The 17,671-nt window shown below is 67.9% G+C and carries 19 protein-coding genes; 10 read left to right on the forward strand and 9 right to left on the reverse strand.

The features are described 5' to 3' along the window. Positions 1 to 32: 32 nt before the first annotated feature. Together IU476_RS22935 and IU476_RS22940 are read left to right on the forward strand one after the other, a co-directional pair. A complete protein-coding gene (locus IU476_RS22935) occupies positions 33 to 1,220 on the forward strand; it encodes an NAD(P)/FAD-dependent oxidoreductase (RefSeq protein ID WP_195103239.1) in 1,188 nt (395 codons plus the stop codon). A 10-nt stretch (positions 1,221 to 1,230) separates the two neighbouring features. Then, positions 1,231 to 2,172, forward strand: a complete 942-nt coding sequence (locus IU476_RS22940; RefSeq protein WP_195103241.1) for a sigma-70 family RNA polymerase sigma factor — start codon at positions 1,231 to 1,233, stop codon at positions 2,170 to 2,172. A gap of 94 nt (positions 2,173 to 2,266) precedes the next feature. Here the strand turns inward: IU476_RS22940 and IU476_RS22945 are convergent, their stop codons facing one another. From IU476_RS22945 to IU476_RS22960, 4 genes are all read right to left on the reverse strand, one after another. Continuing rightward, positions 2,267 to 3,580, reverse strand: coding sequence for a hypothetical protein (locus tag IU476_RS22945; RefSeq protein WP_195103243.1), 1,314 nt, complete (start codon positions 3,578 to 3,580; stop codon positions 2,267 to 2,269). After that, positions 3,577 to 3,801 carry a hypothetical protein gene (locus IU476_RS22950; protein WP_195103245.1) on the reverse strand — a complete coding sequence of 75 codons (225 nt, stop codon included), beginning with the start codon at positions 3,799 to 3,801 and terminating at the stop codon, positions 3,577 to 3,579. Before IU476_RS22950 ends, IU476_RS22945 begins: the two co-directional genes overlap by 4 nt. 58 nt (positions 3,802 to 3,859) lie before the next feature. Further along, a complete protein-coding gene (locus IU476_RS22955) occupies positions 3,860 to 4,567 on the reverse strand; it encodes an alpha/beta fold hydrolase (protein ID WP_195103248.1) in 708 nt (235 codons plus the stop codon). Positions 4,568 to 4,663: 96 nt separating this feature from the next. Then, positions 4,664 to 5,032 carry a DUF1844 domain-containing protein gene (locus tag IU476_RS22960; protein WP_195103249.1) on the reverse strand — a complete coding sequence of 123 codons (369 nt, stop codon included), beginning with the start codon at positions 5,030 to 5,032 and terminating at the stop codon, positions 4,664 to 4,666. Positions 5,033 to 5,386: 354 nt separating this feature from the next. Here IU476_RS22960 and infC point away from each other — a divergent pair, with 354 nt between their 5' ends. The 6 genes from infC (at position 5,387) to IU476_RS22990 (ending at position 8,596) form a co-directional block, all read left to right on the forward strand. Next, on the forward strand, positions 5,387 to 6,100 hold the full coding sequence (gene infC / locus IU476_RS22965) for a translation initiation factor IF-3 (protein ID WP_324194219.1): 714 nt from the start codon (positions 5,387 to 5,389) through the stop codon (positions 6,098 to 6,100). Positions 6,101 to 6,167: 67 nt separating this feature from the next. Continuing rightward, on the forward strand, positions 6,168 to 6,362 hold the full coding sequence (gene rpmI, locus IU476_RS22970; protein ID WP_187683877.1) for a 50S ribosomal protein L35: 195 nt from the start codon (positions 6,168 to 6,170) through the stop codon (positions 6,360 to 6,362). Between the two features lie 66 nt (positions 6,363 to 6,428). After that, complete coding sequence (rplT, locus tag IU476_RS22975) at positions 6,429 to 6,809, forward strand: 50S ribosomal protein L20 (RefSeq protein WP_187683876.1); 381 nt, start codon at positions 6,429 to 6,431, stop codon at positions 6,807 to 6,809. 6 nt (positions 6,810 to 6,815) lie between these two features. Further along, positions 6,816 to 7,730, forward strand: a complete 915-nt coding sequence (locus IU476_RS22980; RefSeq protein ID WP_195103250.1) for a TrmH family RNA methyltransferase — start codon at positions 6,816 to 6,818, stop codon at positions 7,728 to 7,730. A gap of 144 nt (positions 7,731 to 7,874) precedes the next feature. Beyond that, positions 7,875 to 8,258: a type II toxin-antitoxin system RelE/ParE family toxin gene (locus IU476_RS22985; protein WP_195103251.1), complete on the forward strand. Its 384-nt coding sequence runs from the start codon at positions 7,875 to 7,877 to the stop codon at positions 8,256 to 8,258. Continuing rightward, positions 8,255 to 8,596 carry a helix-turn-helix domain-containing protein gene (locus IU476_RS22990; protein WP_195103252.1) on the forward strand — a complete coding sequence of 114 codons (342 nt, stop codon included), beginning with the start codon at positions 8,255 to 8,257 and terminating at the stop codon, positions 8,594 to 8,596. Before IU476_RS22985 ends, IU476_RS22990 begins: the two co-directional genes overlap by 4 nt. 111 nt (positions 8,597 to 8,707) lie before the next feature. Here IU476_RS22990 and IU476_RS22995 read toward each other — a convergent pair whose 3' ends face one another. Further along, positions 8,708 to 9,346 (reverse strand): DUF1345 domain-containing protein, encoded by a 639-nt coding sequence (locus IU476_RS22995; protein WP_195103253.1) that lies wholly within the window; start codon positions 9,344 to 9,346, stop codon positions 8,708 to 8,710. Positions 9,347 to 9,562: 216 nt separating this feature from the next. Between IU476_RS22995 and IU476_RS23000 the strand changes: the two genes are divergently transcribed. Next, positions 9,563 to 10,393, forward strand: coding sequence for an alpha/beta hydrolase (locus IU476_RS23000; RefSeq protein WP_195103254.1), 831 nt, complete (start codon positions 9,563 to 9,565; stop codon positions 10,391 to 10,393). Here IU476_RS23000 and IU476_RS23005 read toward each other — a convergent pair. From IU476_RS23005 to IU476_RS23015, 3 genes are all read right to left on the reverse strand, one after another. Further along, positions 10,382 to 11,818 (reverse strand): NsdA family TPR-like regulatory protein, encoded by a 1,437-nt coding sequence (locus IU476_RS23005; protein ID WP_228824109.1) that lies wholly within the window; start codon positions 11,816 to 11,818, stop codon positions 10,382 to 10,384. The genes IU476_RS23000 and IU476_RS23005 overlap by 12 nt on opposite strands. A 688-nt stretch (positions 11,819 to 12,506) precedes the next feature. Continuing rightward, complete coding sequence (locus IU476_RS23010) at positions 12,507 to 13,397, reverse strand: CE1 family esterase (RefSeq protein ID WP_195103255.1); 891 nt, start codon at positions 13,395 to 13,397, stop codon at positions 12,507 to 12,509. 136 nt (positions 13,398 to 13,533) lie between these two features. Next, on the reverse strand, positions 13,534 to 14,352 hold the full coding sequence (locus tag IU476_RS23015; protein WP_195103257.1) for an MBL fold metallo-hydrolase: 819 nt from the start codon (positions 14,350 to 14,352) through the stop codon (positions 13,534 to 13,536). 106 nt (positions 14,353 to 14,458) lie between these two features. Between IU476_RS23015 and IU476_RS23020 the strand changes: the two genes are divergently transcribed. Next, the gene (locus IU476_RS23020; protein ID WP_195103259.1) at positions 14,459 to 15,067 is read left to right on the forward strand and encodes a helix-turn-helix domain-containing protein; all 609 of its coding nucleotides are present in this window, start codon (positions 14,459 to 14,461) and stop codon (positions 15,065 to 15,067) included. A 100-nt stretch (positions 15,068 to 15,167) separates the two neighbouring features. Here the strand turns inward: IU476_RS23020 and IU476_RS23025 are convergent, their stop codons facing one another. Then, on the reverse strand, positions 15,168 to 17,552 hold the full coding sequence (locus tag IU476_RS23025) for an MFS transporter (RefSeq protein ID WP_195103261.1): 2,385 nt from the start codon (positions 17,550 to 17,552) through the stop codon (positions 15,168 to 15,170). Between the last annotated feature and the right edge of the window lie 119 nt (positions 17,553 to 17,671).

Raw genomic sequence — 17,671 nt, forward strand, 5'->3', positions numbered from 1 at the left:
CAAGGTGCACGCGAACCAGACAGGAGCGAACCATGCACCGCATCGTCGTCCTCGGGGCCGGATACGCCGGAGCCTTCTCCGCCGGATACTTGGCCCGCCAACTGCACCGCGACGACTTCGAGATCACCGTCGTCAACGCCGAACCCGATTTCGTGGAGCGGCTGCGCCTGCACCAGCTGGCCGCCGGGCAGCGGCTCCGCCACCTGCCGCTGGCGGAGATGTTCGCGGGCACCGGGATTCGGCTGCGCGTGGCGCGGGTGCTCGCGGTCGACGCCGAGCACCGCACCGTCACGGTGGCCGACGACGCCGGCACCGACCGGATCGGCTACGACAGCCTGGTCTACGCGCTTGGCAGCACCGCCGCCGACCACGGCGTCGCGGGCGTGGCCGAGCACGCCTTCCATGTCGCCGCCCGGCCGTCCGCGCTGCGCCTGCGCGCCCGCCTGGACGAACTGGGCGAGGCCGGAAGAGTTCTCGTGGTCGGCGGCAACCTGACCGCGATCGAGGCCGCCACCGAAATCGCCGAATCCCGTCCGGGCCTTCGGGTCTCGCTCGCGACCAGCGGCGAGCTGGGCGGCTGGCTGGGCACGACGGCCCGCCGCCACCTACTGGCCGCCTTCGACCGGTTCGGCATCGACATCCACGAGCACACCACGATCGAGGGTGTCGAAGAAGCCGCGGCGATCGCGGCCGACGGCACCGCGTACGCCACCGACGCGACCGTCTGGGCCGCGGGCTTCGCCGCCCACCCGATCGCGGCCGCCGCCGGTCTCGAGGTGGTGCCCGACGGCCGGATCCGTGTCGACCGGCAGATGCGGTCGGTGTCGCACCCGGACGTCTATGTCGTCGGCGACAGCGCCTTCGTCCTCCGCGAGAACGGCCGACCGCTGCCGATGTCCTGCGCCTCCGCGGGCGTCACCGGCACGCAGGCGACCGCGGCGCTCATCGGCGACCGCACCGGCCGCAAAATCGCGCCGACCGCGCTGACCTACGTCGGCAACCACATCAGCCTCGGCCGCCGGGACGGGATATTCCAGATGGTCGACGGCGACGTGCGAGCGAAGTCGTGGGCGCTGCGCGGCAGGCCCGCCGCCCGCCTGAAGTCGGCGATCCTCACCACCGCCGCGTGGAGCCTGCACCACCCGACGTTCGGACGGCCCGGGCACCGGTATCGCGCGCTCACCATCCGGCCACAGTCGCCCGCCGCGGTCGCCGCCTAGAGTCGCCCGCATGGACACCGCCACCGTGGCGCGGTTCGAGGCCAGCCGGAACCGGCTGGCCTCACTCGCCTATCGTCTGCTCGGTTCGGCCGCCGACGCCGAGGACACGGTGCAGGACGCGTTCCTGCGGTGGCAGGCCGCCGACCGCGAGTACGTCGAGGTGCCCGAGGCCTGGCTGACCAAGATCGTCACCAATCTGGCGCTCGACCGGCTGCGGTCGGCGAAGGTGCGGCGCGAACGCGCGGTCGGCGCCTGGATGCCCGAACCGCTGCTCGACGGCGACCCCATGCTGGGCCCGGCCGACACCGTCGAGCAGCGCGAATCGGTGACCCTGGCGGTACTGACGCTGATGGAGCGGCTGGCACCGGTCGAGCGGGCGGTGTACGTACTGCGCGAGGCCTTCTCGTACAGCCACGCCGAGATCGCCGAGATCCTCGGCATCTCCGAGGCCGCGAGCCAGCAGCACGCGCATCGCGCCCGGCGTCGAATCACGGCGGCGCGCAACGCTTCCGTTCTCGACCACGCCACCGCGCGCCGGATCGTCGACGCGTTCGTCGACGCCGCCGCCTCGGGCCGCACCGAACGGCTGGTGGCCCTGCTGACCGACGACGCGACCGGCGTCGCCGACGGCGCGGGGCTGGGGTCGGCCCCGAGACTGATCCGCTACTCGTCCCCGCAGCGGATCGCCGCCGCCATTCGAGCCGGGTTCGCACCGACTCCCGCCAAGCGCAGGCGTGCCGGTGGGTCGCCGTCGATCCATGCCGCCGTGGTCAACGGCTGCCCCGCCATGATCGCCACGCTCGACGACCGGGTCGCGGGCATCGTGGTCCTGGAGGTCCGCGACGGCAAGATCGCGGGCGTGCGCGGCATCGCCGCTCGGGAACGGCTCGGCCGCCTCGGCACGCAGTGGCGGCGGCAGGAGCACGACGCCCCGCTGATTGAATCTTGGTGACCGGTGTCGCCGGAGGTTACTCCGATGTTCCGGCAGCACAACGGAACCCAACCTCTCCGGCACCTGATCAGAAGGCGATGGGTCGCCAGGCTACTCAGTACCCGAAACCACCTGTGGGGGCCCCGAATTCGGCTCCGCCGGAGCCGTGCCTGCGCATCTGGCGGCGGCGGAAGAACACCTCCTCGACCGACACCGAGGGCATCGCGGCGCGCAGCACGGCCAGGCGCGGGTCGCCCGCGTGCTCTTCGAGGTGGCGTTGCAGGCCTACTCGGCGCTCGTCGGGGAGCGCGGCCCACACCGCGCCGATGTGCGCCTGGACGTCGGCGTCGGCGTCGGCGACGAGTTCCAGTAGCGCCCGCCACAATCCGGCCTCGGTGGCGCGCGAGGGCAGCATCGCCACCATGGATTCGGACGCCTCGGCCAGCAGCCGCGCGACCGTGCGCCGGGTGTCGACATCGGTGCGCGCGGCCAGCTCGAACAGTCCGCGCCAGCTGCGCGGCCCGGCGGTGCCGGCCAGCGCCGCCACCAACCCGGTCAACGTGTCGTGTTCGGCGACAACGGGATTCGCGGCCAGCCGGTCGAGCGCCCGCGAACTCAGCGAGGCGGTGAAGGCCAGGAACTCGGCCGTCACCCCCGTGCGCCCGGCGTTCACGACGAGATTGCCGATCGAGGCCGGCGACCCGACCGCGAACAGGATGTCGCCGACCGCGGCCACCACCTCTGGTTCGCACCGCCCGAACACCGACAGCGCCGCCGACTGCAGATCCGGCGACCCGGCCAGCACGGTGCGCACCATCCGCGGAATGCGTTGCGCCGGACCGTTCAACAGCTGCCGCACCACCGCGCTGACGCTCTCGGAGGAGTACGCGAAGGCCGCGGAGAAGATCAGGCCCTCGTCGTCGGGCACGCCCTGCTCCACGGCCTCCACCAGAGCCGGTGTCGCATAACCCAGGAACGGTCCCGCCGTCACGTAGTCGCGCCGCCGCAGTATCTCGTTGACCACCGCGACGACCGGCTTGAGCGGCGCGTCGGAGGCCAGCAGGCCGACCGTGGCGGGGTCCAGGTACGGCGCGCAGTCGGTCGCGTAGGAGGTGCCCAGCAGCGACATCGTCTCGATCGCCTTCTTCGGGTGATCGATGCCGACGGCGCCCGCCGCGCGGCCGGTCATCATCGGCGGCACGATGCGCTGCACCAGCGGCATCGAAATGGTCAGCGGAATGAAGGGGACCAGTTTGCTGATGCGCTTGAAGGTTTCGGAATGGTCGTCGAAGATGACCGCCGCCATGCGCTGCTGAATCTCGTGCAGGTGCTCGGCGCCCAGCCGCTCGAGATGCGCCAGCCGGTGCGGCGACACGTGCAGCGTGCGCGCCAGCAGAATGATCTGCGCGCGGGTGACCAGTTCGCTCATCGGTCGGCGGCGTCCCCGAACATGATTCGCTTCGTCACCCCGCGCAACGGTTTCGGCAGCGCGCCGACCATCCCGTCGATGGATTCGGCGAGCGCGAATCGTTCCTGCTGCCGAGCCGCCCGGAACAGCGTGAGCAGATCGGCGATTTCCCCCTCGGACAACGAGTCCAGGGCCGCGCTCGGCCCGCGCAATTCTTGTTCGAGGTCTTTTCTGGCGGTCATGCTGCTCCTGTTTTTCCCGCTTCGGCAGCTGTGGGTACCCGCGTGGACATCCGTCGAATCATATGGCCTGCTGCGCGGCGTCGTGGACGAGTTCGGCCAGTTCGGCGGGGCGTGACCACATCGGCCAGTGGCCGGTGGGCAGATCGAGGTATTCGGCGTCGATGTCGGCCAATTCGGCGAACATCGGCAGTTCGGCGGCGTCGCGCAGTTGCCGCACCGTCTCCGCGCGGTAACTGGTGCAGATGATCGTCGTCGGAATGTTCCGGCGCGCAAGGGAATCGCCGAGTTTCAGCGGCGTCGCGACGATGCTCGTCGGCTCGGACACGGCGCGTTCGCGGAACCGGGCCAGGGCCGCCTCGTCGAGTCCCTCGATGCTGTTGCCGTCGGCCTGCAACCGCTCCCAGTCCGGCAGCGGATAGTCCGGGGCCGCGTTCAGCGCGGGCGCGATCGTGAAACCGTCGGGCATCGGCGCGGTGTCGACGTAGACCGCGCGCGTGAACCGGTCCGGCGCGAGGTCGGTGGCGAGATAGGCGGGCAGGGCGCCGCCGGAGTGCGACACCAGCACGGCCCGCTCGTCGCCGACCGCGTCCAGAATGGCGTGTGCCTGCGACTCGAAGGTCGCCTTCAGCCGATCCGGATCGTCGGGGTCCAGTCCCGGCAGGGTGAGCGCCCGCACCTCGTGGCCGCGCCCGCGCAGCAGGTCCGCCACCTCGTCCCACGCCCACGCGCCGAGCCAGAAACCGGGTACGAGAATGATTCGCGCCATCCGCCGAGCATGGCACGGGGTGCGGGGGCTGACCACCCCTGTCGCCCGGTGCCGATCCGGCAGTCTCGCTTGCCCGTTCGGCTCGGGCGCGGCCGCTCAGTAGACCGGGCCGGTGTACTTCTCGCCGGGGCCCTGACCGGGGGCGTCGGGGTGGGCGGAGGATTCGCGGAAGGCGCGCTGCAGCGACTGCAGGCCCTCGCGAATCGGGCCGGCGTGCGGGCCGAGGTACTCCACCGACGCGGTGACCAGGCCGGCGAGGGCGGTGATGACGCGGCGGGCCTCGTCCAGGTCGCGGCGCGGGCTGGTGTCCGGGTCGTCGTCGGCGAGGCCGAGCTTCTCGGCCGCGGAACTCATCAGCATCACGGCCGCGCGGCTGATCACCTCGACCGCGGGGATGTCCGCCAGTTCGCGCACGTCCGCGGCCTCGTCCGGGGCTGCGGACCGGTTCGACGACACCTCACTCATGCCCGGTAGCATCGCATCCGAGACCGACATGCCTGGTCGCGGGGGCAGCCGATTGGGAGTTGCGGGTAGCCGGATGTTATGCTTTCCGTCGACGACCGCCCTGGATCGGTGCTTGCACGCGATCAGGGGCCATAAGTGGAGCCCGACTCCCACCGCCGGCCGGTATCGCAGCTGATATTCAGTTCGTACCAGGCTCGACGGTCCGGTCGCCCATCGTTACCGATGGGTTCTCGCGCGGGGTTTCCCGGCGTGAGTTCGATGCGAAGGGGTTCGCGTCGGAGACCGGTCGACATCGGGCCCCGTGGCGGTGAAATACCGCACCGGGGCTTTCGTGTTGGATAAGGGGTTGCAGTTATAGCGCGCGGTCGTTGGACGACACCGCTTGACCTAGGAGGCCCCATCAGCACTGAGACCCGCATCAACGATCGCATCCGCGTCCCCGAGGTTCGACTCATCGGACCCGGCGGCGAGCAGGTTGGGATCGTGCGTGTTGAAGATGCACTACGCGTCGCGCAGGAGGCAGATCTCGATCTGGTCGAGGTCGCGCCGGACGCGCGACCGCCGGTCTGCAAAATCATGGACTACGGCAAGTTCAAGTACGAGACCGCGCAGAAGGCGCGCGAGTCCCGGAAGAACCAGCAGCAGACCGTGATCAAGGAGCAGAAGCTCCGTCCCAAGATCGATGACCACGACTACGCCACCAAGCGGGGCCACGTGATGCGGTTCCTCGAGGCGGGGTCGAAGGTCAAGGTGACGATCATGTTCCGCGGCCGTGAGCAGTCGCGGCCGGAGCTCGGCTTCCGGCTGCTGCAGCGGCTGGCCTCCGACGTGGCCGACCTCGGCTTCGTGGAGACCTCCGCCAAGCAGGACGGGCGGAACATGACGATGGTCCTCGCGCCGCACAAGGGCGCGAAGACGCGCGTCAAGGCGCAGCAGACGGCGTCGCAGTCGCAGCAGCGGGGTCCCGCGCCGGCCGGTGGCGGTTCCGCCGGTACCGCGGCGCCGCGGCCGACACCGGGTGCCGATCCGGCGCCCGCGCCGGAGGCCGAAGCGGTCACCCCGTCGTAGAACCGATACAGCACCGGTGGCAGCGCGGCACAACGCTGCCTCCGGAACGAGACAGATTGAGGAATCCATGCCGAAGATGAAGAGCCACAGCGGCGCCTCGAAGCGATTCAAGGTGTCGGGTAAGGGCAAGCTGCTGCGTCAGCAGGCCAACCGCCGCCACCTGTTCGAGTACAAGTCCAGCCGCCGGACTCGTCGTCTGGAAGGCACGGTGTCTGTCGCCAAGGCCGACGTCGCGCGCGTCAAGAAGCTGCTCGGTATCTGAGTAAGCCCCGCCATCCCCGACCACCCGGGCGCTGCGAGCGCCCCTCGATCGAACAAGGACTGACCAGTGGCACGCGTCAAAAGGGCCGTCAACGCTCAGAAGAAGCGCCGTAGCATCCTCGAGGCCTCCAAGGGCTACCGAGGGCAGCGCTCGCGGCTGTACCGCAAGGCCAAGGAACAGCAGCTGCACTCGCTCACCTACGCCTACCGGGACCGCCGGGCGCGCAAGGGCGACTTCCGCAAGCTGTGGATCGCTCGCATCAACGCGGCGGCCCGCGCCAACGACATCACCTACAACCGGTTCATCCAGGGCCTGAAGGCCGCCGGTGTCGAGGTGGACCGCAAGATCCTCGCCGAGCTGGCGGTGTCGGACGCCGAGGCGTTCGCCGGCCTGGTCGCGGTGGCGAAGGCGGCACTGCCGGCCGACGTCAACGCCCCGGCCGCCTGATCCGGCTTGGCACAGGACTTTTCGAGACGACCCGCGGACGCGCCCCTGTCGGAGCGCAACCCGCGGGTCGTCTCTGCTGTCAAGCTGCACCGCGGGGCGCAGCGCCGCAAAACCGGCCTCTTCCTCGCCGAGGGCGCCAATTCCGTTGCCGCGGCACTGGATACCTCGCGAGTAGAGGAACTGTTCTTCTCCGGCCGTGCCGCCGAACGGGAGCACGAGCTGGTCGCCTCGGCCGCCGCCCTCGGCGTGCGCACCACGCTCGTAAGCGACCGCGCCGCCGAGCAATTGGGGGAGACGGTGACGCCGCCGGGATTGGTCGCGGTGTGCCGTCAGGTGGATGTGTCACTGGCGCAGGTCCTTTCGGGAAGCGAGCTCGGTGGTGACGCGGCAGCCCGCGCGGACGCGCAACCCGCGTCGGCATCGCGGACCCCCTCCGTCGCAGGAACATCCGCCCCCGCGCGTCTGCTGGCCGTCCCGGTCGAGATCGCTGACCCCGGAAACGCGGGCACACTCATTCGCGTCGCAGACGCGGTAGGCGCGAACGGTGTAGTCCTAGCCGGAGATTCGGTAGACCCACACAACGGCAAATGCGTACGGTCCTGTGCCGGAAGCCTTTTCCACGTCCCCCTCGCCCGCGAACGCGACACCGACACGGTGCTGTCCAGCCTCCACACAGCCGGAATCACGGTTTTGGCCACCACAGCCCGCGGCGAGGTGGACCTCGACGAAGCCGACGAAATCCTCCACCACCCGGTGGCTTGGCTCTTCGGCAACGAGGCCCACGGCCTCCCCACCTCCGTAGCTGCCCAAGCCGACCACCGCATCAGAATCCCCATCCACGGCCGCGCCGAAAGCCTCAACCTCGCCGCCGCAGCGGCTATCTGCCTCTACGCGAGCGCCCGGATCCAACACCGCAGCTGAGCTGCGGCAGTACGGCGCCGAAGCAGATGGCATGGTGCAGAGCGGGCACCGCCGTGGGTCGTGCCAACCATCGGGTCCCAATGCTGGGATATTCCCCGACTCACGTCTTGTCGTATGTCGTTGACGACATATACAGTGAGTGTCGTGGGTGAACTGTTCACCGTCGAAATCGAACGTGAGGTGCGGGATTGGCTGGAGGCACTGCCGGCCAGGCACTTCCTCAAGATCGACGAGTATGTGGGGCTGCTTGCCGAACAAGCGGATACGCTGGGCGAACCCTATGCCCGATACCTCGGCGACGGAGTCCGCGAGCTACGTCCGACGTTGGATGGTGCCGCCATTCGTATCACCTACTGGCTCGCGCCAGGACGGCGGGTGGTTTTGCTGACGGTGTTTCGCAAGACCCGGATGCGAGAAGACTTCGAGGTCAAACGTGCAAAACTTGCACAGCAGACCTGTCAGGCCGAACACGAAGCTGCTCATGAAGAGTTCGCCCGCAATATCGAGAAAGGAGAATTGGATCGATGAGCCACGCACGATGGAAGACGTTTCGGGAACGTAAGCTCGCCGAGGGGTACACCGAAGCTGACGACGTTACCGAGGCCCGCCGCGACATCCGGCTCTCCATGGCACTCGCCCAGGCGGTATACGACCGCCGGACCGAACTTGGGCTCACCCAGTCGGAACTCGCCGAGCGCGCCGGTTTGTCCCAAGCCAAGATTTCGCGCATCGAGGGTTCGGACACCGTGCCGACCCTCCCGCTGCTCGCCAAACTTGCTGACGCTCTCGACGCAACTCTCAACATCGCCCTCGATGCCGACGACACCCAAGTCACCTTCACCAGTCATCACACAGACGCCGCATGATGGCCGACAGGCTCTGATCTCGCGTGGGCAAGCTGTAGCGCGAAAACTGCGGAGTATGTCGCCTGAGCGGATTCGTCGCCTTGGTGCTGGTGGGATCGTCCAGGTGGAGCTTCAGCCGCCTGCGATGCCTGCTACCAGGTTGATGGTGGTGGCTAGGACGACGGTGCCGAAGACGTAGGAGAGGAGGGTGTGGCGGAGGGCTACGGCGCGGATGCGTTGGCTGGAGACGGCGGTGTCGGAGACCTGGTAGGTCATGCCGAGGTTGTAACTGAAGTAGAAGAAGTCGCGGTAGGACGGGGCGGTGTCGGGGGAGTTGAAATCTATTCCGCCGGTGGGGGGTTCGTAGTAGAGGTAGGCGTAGCGGGTGGTGTACATCAGGTGCAGGGAGGCCCAGGCCATGAAGACGCCGCACAGTGCTGTGGCGGCGGCCGCGGTGCCTTCGTCGGAGTGGCCGAGGACGAGAATCATCACGATGCCGACGAGACCGCTCAGTGCGGCGGTCACGACGGCCAGTTCTTCCACCACAGGACGGAAATCCTCGCGGCCCGCGTAGGCCTTTGTCTGTTCGGCGTCCAGCGGCCACAGCGCCAGCCATCCCGACGCGACGAAAACCATTGCCGTTGTCGCGATTCCCGCTGTGATGCCGAGCGGGGCCGTCACGGAAGCGCCGACGATCAGGCCCACCACGACTCCAGCCAGGACCGAACCCACAAGCCTGGTGACGGCCGAGAGCAACAGTCGGTTGCGCATGTGGGAGGACTGTACCGACACCAGCGGCCGGTGACCCGGAACCTGAAAGGTGCACATGTCCTGCACGGCAGAAGACGTCTGATCAAGCGCGCAAAACTGGTGGTGGCGGTGGGTTTCTTCGCACCCTCGTGGTGGAATCGTCGCCGTAGTGCTGGTGGAATCGTCGCTTCGACGATGCCGGATCGCCGCAGCACTTGTTCTGGTTGACTGGCGCTTGTGGATTCGACGAGCACCCGTATCCGTACGCTCGATGGCTTGCATCTGGCTGCCACCCTCGTAGCCGCCGATCAACCGGCGACGCGCGCTGTGGTCTTGGTGCACGGCGGTGGGGTCACCCGGGAGGAAGGCGGCTTCTTCACCCGATTGGCCGCCGGTCTCGCAGCGGCCGGGATAGCTTCGCTGCGGTTCGATCTCCGTGGTCATGGAGAGAGCGAGGGGCGCCAGGAAGAGCTCACGATGGCGACCATTCTCAACGACATTCGGGTGAGTCTGGCCAGTCTGCGTGAAGTTACCGGCGCGGTCGAGATCGGCCTCTGCGGGGCGAGCTTCGCCGGTGGTATCTGCGCGTACTACGCCGCCAAGCGGCCGAATGACGTGTCCCGGCTCATGCTTCTCAACCCTCAGGTGGATTACAAGCAGCGCACCATAGACAGCCGGGACTATTGGACGAACGACGTCATCAGTGACGAACGCGCCAAAGAACTCGATGACACCGGAGCGCTCCAGTTCAAGGCCGACTTGAAGCACGGAAGGCCGTTCCTGAACGAGGTTTTCTGGTTTCGCCCATTGGATGTGCTCGCGGATATCAAGGCTGCGACTCTCATCGTCCACGGCAACGCCGACACCTTGGTGCCGATCGACGGCTCGCGCCAGGCCGCCGCGAGGTTCACCGCACCGGTCGAACTTGTCGAGATCGAGGGATCGCAGCACGGGTTCGCCGTGCATGACGATCCTCAGTATCTGAATCCTAGGAGTCGGCAGTATCAAGCCGAAGTCATCGGGATTGTATCCCGTTGGCTCACAACGGGATCGACGTTACTGCATTAGAAGATCTCGGAGTTGCCGAACTTTCGGCCGATGGCTCCACGGGTCGAGAGTGCGCGCCACGTCGGCGACGACGTGCAACGTTCTCGCCGAGCGGGTTTCGCGGGCGACACCTACCGACTGAACCGCGACCGACGCGGCTTCGTCAGGTTCACCCGAAAGTGCCAGAGCCTTGGCTCGGCGTGCGCCGAAGAACCCGGTATCACGCCGGGACAGTCCACCGCCCGTCAGTACTTGGTCGAAGAGCCGGCTCGCGATCTGTGGCTTGCCGGCTTCGGTGTAGCAGCAGGCTGACCGCACGAGCAGTGTGTTCTGATCGAAATAGCTGACGAACTCGTTGTCGCCCGCGCTATTTGCGTTGATCAGGAGCTGTTGTGCCCGTTCGAGTGTTCGTTCCACCTTTTCGGCCGGTTCGCCGGTCATCGCCAAACCTAGGGCTTCCTGCTGTGTGACTTCGGCTTGTACGCGTATAGGCAATTGCCATGGGCCTTCCTCGGCAGCCTGCGCCAGTGTCAGCAGCATGCTGATGTCTCTCGTTTCATAGGCCATCTGGGACTTCTTCAGCAGCACGTAGCCCTGCATCGGGAGACTGCTCGCGGCCTGTGCCCATTCCATCGCACGGTCGTAGAGGAGCGTCGCCGTGAGCGGATCGCGCAGATCGCGGTACAGCCACCCGGCGAATTCCGCGCCGTCCGCACCAACGGCGAGGAGCTGCCGCCTGATAGGGGGCCGAGCATCCGGCGAGTGGCGGCGGATCGCACCGATGATTCCGAGCACCAGCGGCAAAGCTGCGGTCGGTCCCAGGGTCCCGTCATCGACCTTGCATCGGGTGAGTTGGGTACGGAAGAAGTCGACGACGCTGCCGTCGAAGTAGCGGCGAGCGTCTTCGAGCGCGCGGCCGACGCGCTCCAACTCCTCGCAATGCCGGGCCGGTGGTATGTCGGTACCGTTCGAGGCCAACCAGCGAGCGAGTCCGATCGCGTCATGCTCTGGCGCACAGCCGAATTCGGGTTCACGAGCGGCATTCGGGGCATCTGCTCTCGGTAGCTTGAACCAGAGAAGTTCGTGCGGAATGCTGAGACGTTGTGCCCAGCGAGTCAGTTTCGACAGATGTTCAGGGGAAGTGCCTTTCTCGATGCGGCTGAGCTGTGCCTGGGTCAGCTCGAGCCAGGTGGCTACCAATTCTTGGGGAAGTGTTCGACCGTGGAACGGGTGCGTCCGGTAGGCGTGGATGACCTGCCCCATGTGCCAGGTGGCCAACGCGTCGCGCATCTGGTCGATGTGCCAGAACTCGATCGGAACTTTCGGAGGTTGATGGAGTTCACTACGGACGCTCGATTCACAAGCACCACAGTGGCTTTGAGTGTTGTAGCTGCTGAGCCTGCACCCGCAGCCGACGCAGTAACGCTGGCTGGCTCCCCGCTTCATGGCTTCTCCGGATCGTCTCGGGGCGCTCCCCAGCCCAGTGTTTCGCGGTTGTGTGGCCGTAGCAGTGCTGAGGGGTCAGCCTATCGCTATGTACCGGTCATGCACTCGCATTTCTCGCTTTGAGCTGCTGATTGCGCCAAGCGAGTGACAAGCCGGAACAGCGTAGTGCACTCCCCGGTGTCGGAGTATGTATCGGACGCATACCTGACCGATCAGTAGGAACATGGACTCGTCGATGTCTCCGAACAACCCTCTTAGCAGGGAATTCGGCGAACAACGGAACGGGGACGATGGTCATGCGGAACCCGCGTCATATCCGGATCGAAACGGGTGCACTGCGTGTGGAATACCGAGCGTCGGCGGAGCAGGTGGAATGTGTTGCCGAGGAACTGGCGCGGGGAGTACCGGGGGTCGTTGTCATGGTGGATGACTGTGTGACGGAGAACCTTCCGATCTTGCCGTGTGCGCGGTTGTGGGAGTGATTCATGCCGGAACCGTTGGGGGAGAGGGCGTTTGTGCATGCGGATGGGCGGCTGGCGGAGTTCATGTGCCAGGTTTCGTTGATGGGGTTGACCGTCGGACGGGCGAGGGAGTTGCGGTATATCCATCGTTTCCACAGCCCGGACGAGTGTGTTGTGCACCTGGAGGCGGCGTACCTGCTGTTGATTGTGGAGGGTGGGTGAGGGTGTTAGGGGAGGGGGTGGTTTTGGAAGAGTTGCCACATGCGGGTGCGGACGTCGGCGCCTCGGGTGCCGGAGGGCCATTCGTGGCCGCCGTCCTTGTATTTGCGCCAGACTACGTTGGCGCCCTGGTCGCAGGGGTAGTTGTAGCCCTCGGCGATTTCGGGGCCGGTTTCGGTGGTGGCGTTGTTGCTGCAGCCGATGGTGCCTCGCCATTGGAGGTGGGCGGCGAATACCGGGGCCTGGGTGAAGTCGTTGTCGGCGGTGAAGAAGCCGAAGGAGAGTTTGCGGATGGGGACGCCGTCTTCGCAGCCGCCGTGGGAGCCGCCGGCGTACATAGCGGTCGCGCCCAATTGGGCGGAAGCGGCGCAGGCCATGCGGGAGGTCATCTGGCCGCCGTTGGAATGGCCTGCCATGTAGACGCGTTTGCTGTCGACGCACACGCTGCTCTTGACCGCACTGATGACGCCCAGCAGGAAGTCGACGTCGGTGCCGTTGCCGTTCTCGAAGAACCAGCTGCGGTCGTCGGGGCGGTTCGGGTCGGAGACGTCGTCCTTGCCGCCCTGCGGGTAGGCGACGACGAATTTCTGCTGGGCGGCGAAAGGTGTCCAGCCCGACTGGGTTTCGTGCAGGGCGGGGTTGCTGCCGCCGCCGTGCAACGCCACCAGCAGCGGCGCGGGGCCGGTTAACCCGCTCGGAACGCGCAGCAGGTACGGCCGCCCGCCGACATAGCGCGTCTCCGAGACGGGGGCCAGCGAGCACGCCGCGGCCTGGTCGTCCGAAGGTGGCTCCGCCGCGGCCACCGCACCGGGACTCGCCAGCGCGAAGACGGCGCACAATGCGATGACCGCTCTGCCCGCGACTCCGGAAACCCGACCGAACATTCGACTGTGAGGCATCGAAAACTCCCGCCCGACAAGAGGATTGACCGTCAACGCCAGAATCTATCGCCGAACACGCATGTTCGCGGAGTTTCGCGGCAATTTGTGACAACTCTCAGCGGCGGCGCCCGGGTGTGAGTTCGCTGTGCGTGATTCAGCCGATCGGTGGGGTGAGGTATTCCAGTGCGTAACCGTTGCCGGCGGGGGTGACGCGGGCTATGCCGGGGGAGTCGAGGTGGGCGCCGGCTACGAAATGGTTTGGGCGGGTGAGTTGTTCGAGGAGGGCGGCTCGGGCGGTGCGGGCCTGGGACTGGTCGCCGTCGAGTTCCCAGGAGACGCTCGGGCGCTCGAATTGGAGCGTGGGGACGTGCACGGTGTCGCCCCAGACGAGGAGATGGCCGGTGTCGCTGCGGATGTCGTAGACGGTGTGGCCGGGGGTGTGGCCCGGTGTCGGGACGGCGGTGGTCCAGTCGTTGATCGCCACCGGCTCCGTGACGGGGACGACCCGGTCGCGCAGCGGTGCGAGCCGACCCGTGAACACCGACGTGTCGCCCGCGCCGATCCACACGCGTTCGAGTGCGGGGAACGCCTCGGAGCCGTCCGGCGTGATCAGGCCGCTCACGTGGTCTTCGTGCCGGTGGGTGATGGCCACGTCGGTGATCCGCGCGCGGTCGATGCCCGCTTCGTCGAGCGCGTCGTAGATCAGTCCCATGGTGGGGTCGTGCCAGACATCGGACGCGCCGGTGTCGACCAGGATCGAGCGCGTGCCGTCGGTGACGAAGAAGGCGTTGACCGACAGCCGCAGGTTGTCGCCGGCCAGCGGCACGGCGGGCGGCAGCTCGAGGAGCGCGCGCCCGTCCTCGTCGCGCAGCCGCGTCGGCGGCATGTCGATGTAGCCGTCTCGCAACGAGACCACTCGCAGATCGCCGAATTCGAACGTGGCGTGGTGCCGGCCGGTCGAGACCGAACGCATGGGAACCTCCGGATCGCTAAGCTGACGTCTCCGATAGGAGAGCGTGTCTACTTTAGAAGAAATCTACACTGTGGGCGAGCGAAGTACGCATCGATCGAGGAGGACGGTGGCCGAGCACAACGAAGACGGGGCCGAGCCGAGGCACGGTGACGATCTGGCCGGTGCGTTCGGCGGCAATGTGCGGCGTCGCCGCGAGGAGGTGGGCCTGACGCTGGAGCAGCTGTCCACCCGGTCGTCGGTCAGCCGGGCGATGCTGTCCAAAGTCGAACGCGGAGAGAAGAGTCCGACGATCGGCGTCGCGTCGAGGATCGCCCAGGCGCTCGACGCGTCACTCTCGGAGCTGATCGGCGGCCCGGCCGCGGCCGGGTCCGGCGTGGCGGTCGTCCTGCGCAAGAACGCTCGTCCCGTGTTCCGCGACCCGGAGACCGGCTTCGAGCGGCACATGGTGTCGGCGGCCCCGGGCGCGGGCGGAGCCGAGATGATCGTGCACTACCTTCCCGCGCGGGTGTCCACCGGGCTGCTGCCCGCGTATCCGCCGGGCACGGAGAAACAACTCGTGGTGCTGAAGGGCACGCTCACCGTCGCGCTGGGCGGCATCAGCGAGACCCTGGACACCGGCGACTCCGTGTTCTTCCGGGCCGACGCCGACCACGGTTTCGCGAATCGGACCGACGACCCGTGCGAATACCTCATGATCATCTCGCGCAGAACTTGATTCGACCGGTGCGGAAACGGCGAACGTGCCCGGACGGGTCCCGTCCGGGCACGTTCGATGGGTGTCTCACGAAGTATTTTGTCTCCGAAAGAGTTTCGGGCTACTCGCCCGGATGGGACAGCTCGATGTCGTGGCCGCCCGTCTCACCCGAACGCAGGGCGACCGTGCGCGTCGTCTCCGGGTAGCCGGAGGCGATGACGGTGTAGTCGCCGTTGCCGAGGTTGGCGAAGATGTAGGTGCCGTCGGAACCCGTTGTGGCCGTGCCGATCACGGAGCCCGCGGTGTCGACCAGGGTGACCCGCGCATCGGGCAGGGGACGGTCGGCGGCGTAGACCGTGCCGTGCAGGCGCGCGCCGCGCGACAGCGTCAGGTCGAGCCGGGTGACGCCCTGCCCGTGCACCTCCGCGGAGACGGCGACCGGCTGGAAGGCGGCGGCGTTCACGGCCACGGTGACCGGACCGGGGATCAGGTCGGTCAGCTCGTACGCGCCGTCCTCGCCCGACGCGCCCGCGGCCATCACCTCGCCGCGGCTGTCGGTGACGATCACGACCGCGTCCGCGACCGGCGACCCGTCGTCGGCGGCCCGCAGCGCACCCGCCAGCCCGCTCATCCCGCTGAGCCGGAAGTCGTACCCGAGCGGCCGGCCGTCGACCGTGATGGGCGCGGCCTGCGGCTGGAAGCCGTCGGCGGAGGCGATGAGCACGTAGACCCCGGATTCGGGTGCGTCGAGCCCGAATCCGCCGTCGGGACGCGCGAGCGCCCGGCCGACCTGCCGGCCCGCGGGGGAGATCAGCGTGAGCGCGGCGCCGGGCAGCGGCGCGCCGTCGCCGGCCCGCACCACCCCGTACACCATGGCCTCGGGCACCTCGATCGGCATCGCGGCCGCCCCGTCCCCGACCTGCGTCAGCTCGGTGACCGCGGTGGGCGCGGCCGCGCCGGAGGTGCGCAGCGCGACCTCCTTGATGAACAGCGTCAGCACGAACGCCACGAACGCGACCGGCGCGGCGTAGAGGAACACGTCGGCGATGCCGTGCCCGTAGGCGTCCTCGACGACGGTGCGCACCGGTCCCGGCAGCGCCGCCAGATTCGGCAGTTCGTTGCTCGAGCCACCCGCGGATGCGGCGGCCGGGCCCAGCTTCGACAGCCCGTCGGTGATGTGCTCGCGTACCTGGTTGGCCATCACCGCGCCGAGCGCCGACACACCGATCGCGCCGCCGAGCGAGCGGAAGAACGCGACCAGCGAGCTCGCGGCGCCCAGATCCTGCGGCGCCACCTGATTCTGCGTGCACAGCACCAGGTTCTGCATCGTCATGCCGATGCCGAGACCCATCAGGCCCATGTACACCGCGACCAGCCAGTAGTCGGTGTCGTAGCGGATGGTGCCCAGCAGCCCCAGGCCCGCGGTGATCAGCGCCGCGCCGCACACCAGCCACGCCTTCCAGCGCCCGGTGCGGGTGATGATCTGGCCCGAGACCGTCGAGGTCACGAACAGGCCGCCGATCATCGGGATCGTCATGACACCGGACATCGTCGGCGACTCGCCGCGGGCCAGCTGGAAGTACTGGCTGAAGAACACGGTGCCCGCGAACATCGCGGTGCCGACCATCAGCGACGCGGTCGAGGCGAGCGTGATGGTCCGGTTGCGGAACAGGCGCATCGGCACGATCGGCTCGGCGGCCCGGAATTCGACGAACACGAACACTATCGCCAGCACCAGCGCACCGGCCACCATGGCCAGCGTCTGCCAGGACAGCCAGTCGTACTTGTCGCCGGCGAAGCTGACCCACACCAGCAGCAGGCAGACCGACGCGGTGACCAGGAACGCGCCCAGCCAGTCGACCTTCACCTCACGCCGGGTCACCGGCAGGTGCAGCGTCTTCTGCAACACCACCAGGGCGACGACCGCGAACGGCACGCCGACGTAGAAGCACCAGCGCCACCCCAGCCAGCTGGTGTCGGTGATGACGCCGCCCAGCAGCGGCCCGCCGACGGTGGCCACGGCGAAGGTCGCGCCCAGGTAGCCGCTGTAGCGGCCGCGCTCGCGGGGCGCGATCATCGCGGCCATCACGATTTGCGCGAGTGCCGACAGGCCGCCCGCGCCGATGCCCTGCACCGCGCGGCAGGCGATGAGCATCCCGGCGTTCTGCGACAGCCCGGCCACCACCGAGCCCGCGATGTAGATCAGCAGCGCGATCTGGACCAGCGCCTTCTTGCTGTACAGATCGGCGAGCTTGCCCCACAGCGGGGTGGTGGCCGTCATCGCGAGCAGCGCGGCGGTGACGACCCAGGTGTAGGCGGTCTGCCCGCCGCCGAGGGTGCCGATGATCTTCGGCAGCGCGTTGGAGACGATCGTCGAGGAGACGATGGCGGCGAACATACCCAGCAGCAGCCCGGACAGCGCCTCCATGATCTGCCGGTGCGTCATCGCGTCCTCGTCCGATGCGGCCGCGGCGGGGGCGGCGTCGCGCGCGGTGGTGATAGCCATCGATTCTCTTTCCGGAGGCGGGCACGCGGAGGCCGGGCGACAGCGCCCGACCCCACCGCTGACCTCGTCGAAACGGGTGGTGTGGTTTAGGTGAGCAAGTCAATAAGTTGCTTGCTGCA

Origin of the sequence: Nocardia blacklockiae, from assembly GCF_015477355.1 — a bacterium.
GTDB lineage: Bacteria > Actinomycetota > Actinomycetes > Mycobacteriales > Mycobacteriaceae > Nocardia > Nocardia blacklockiae.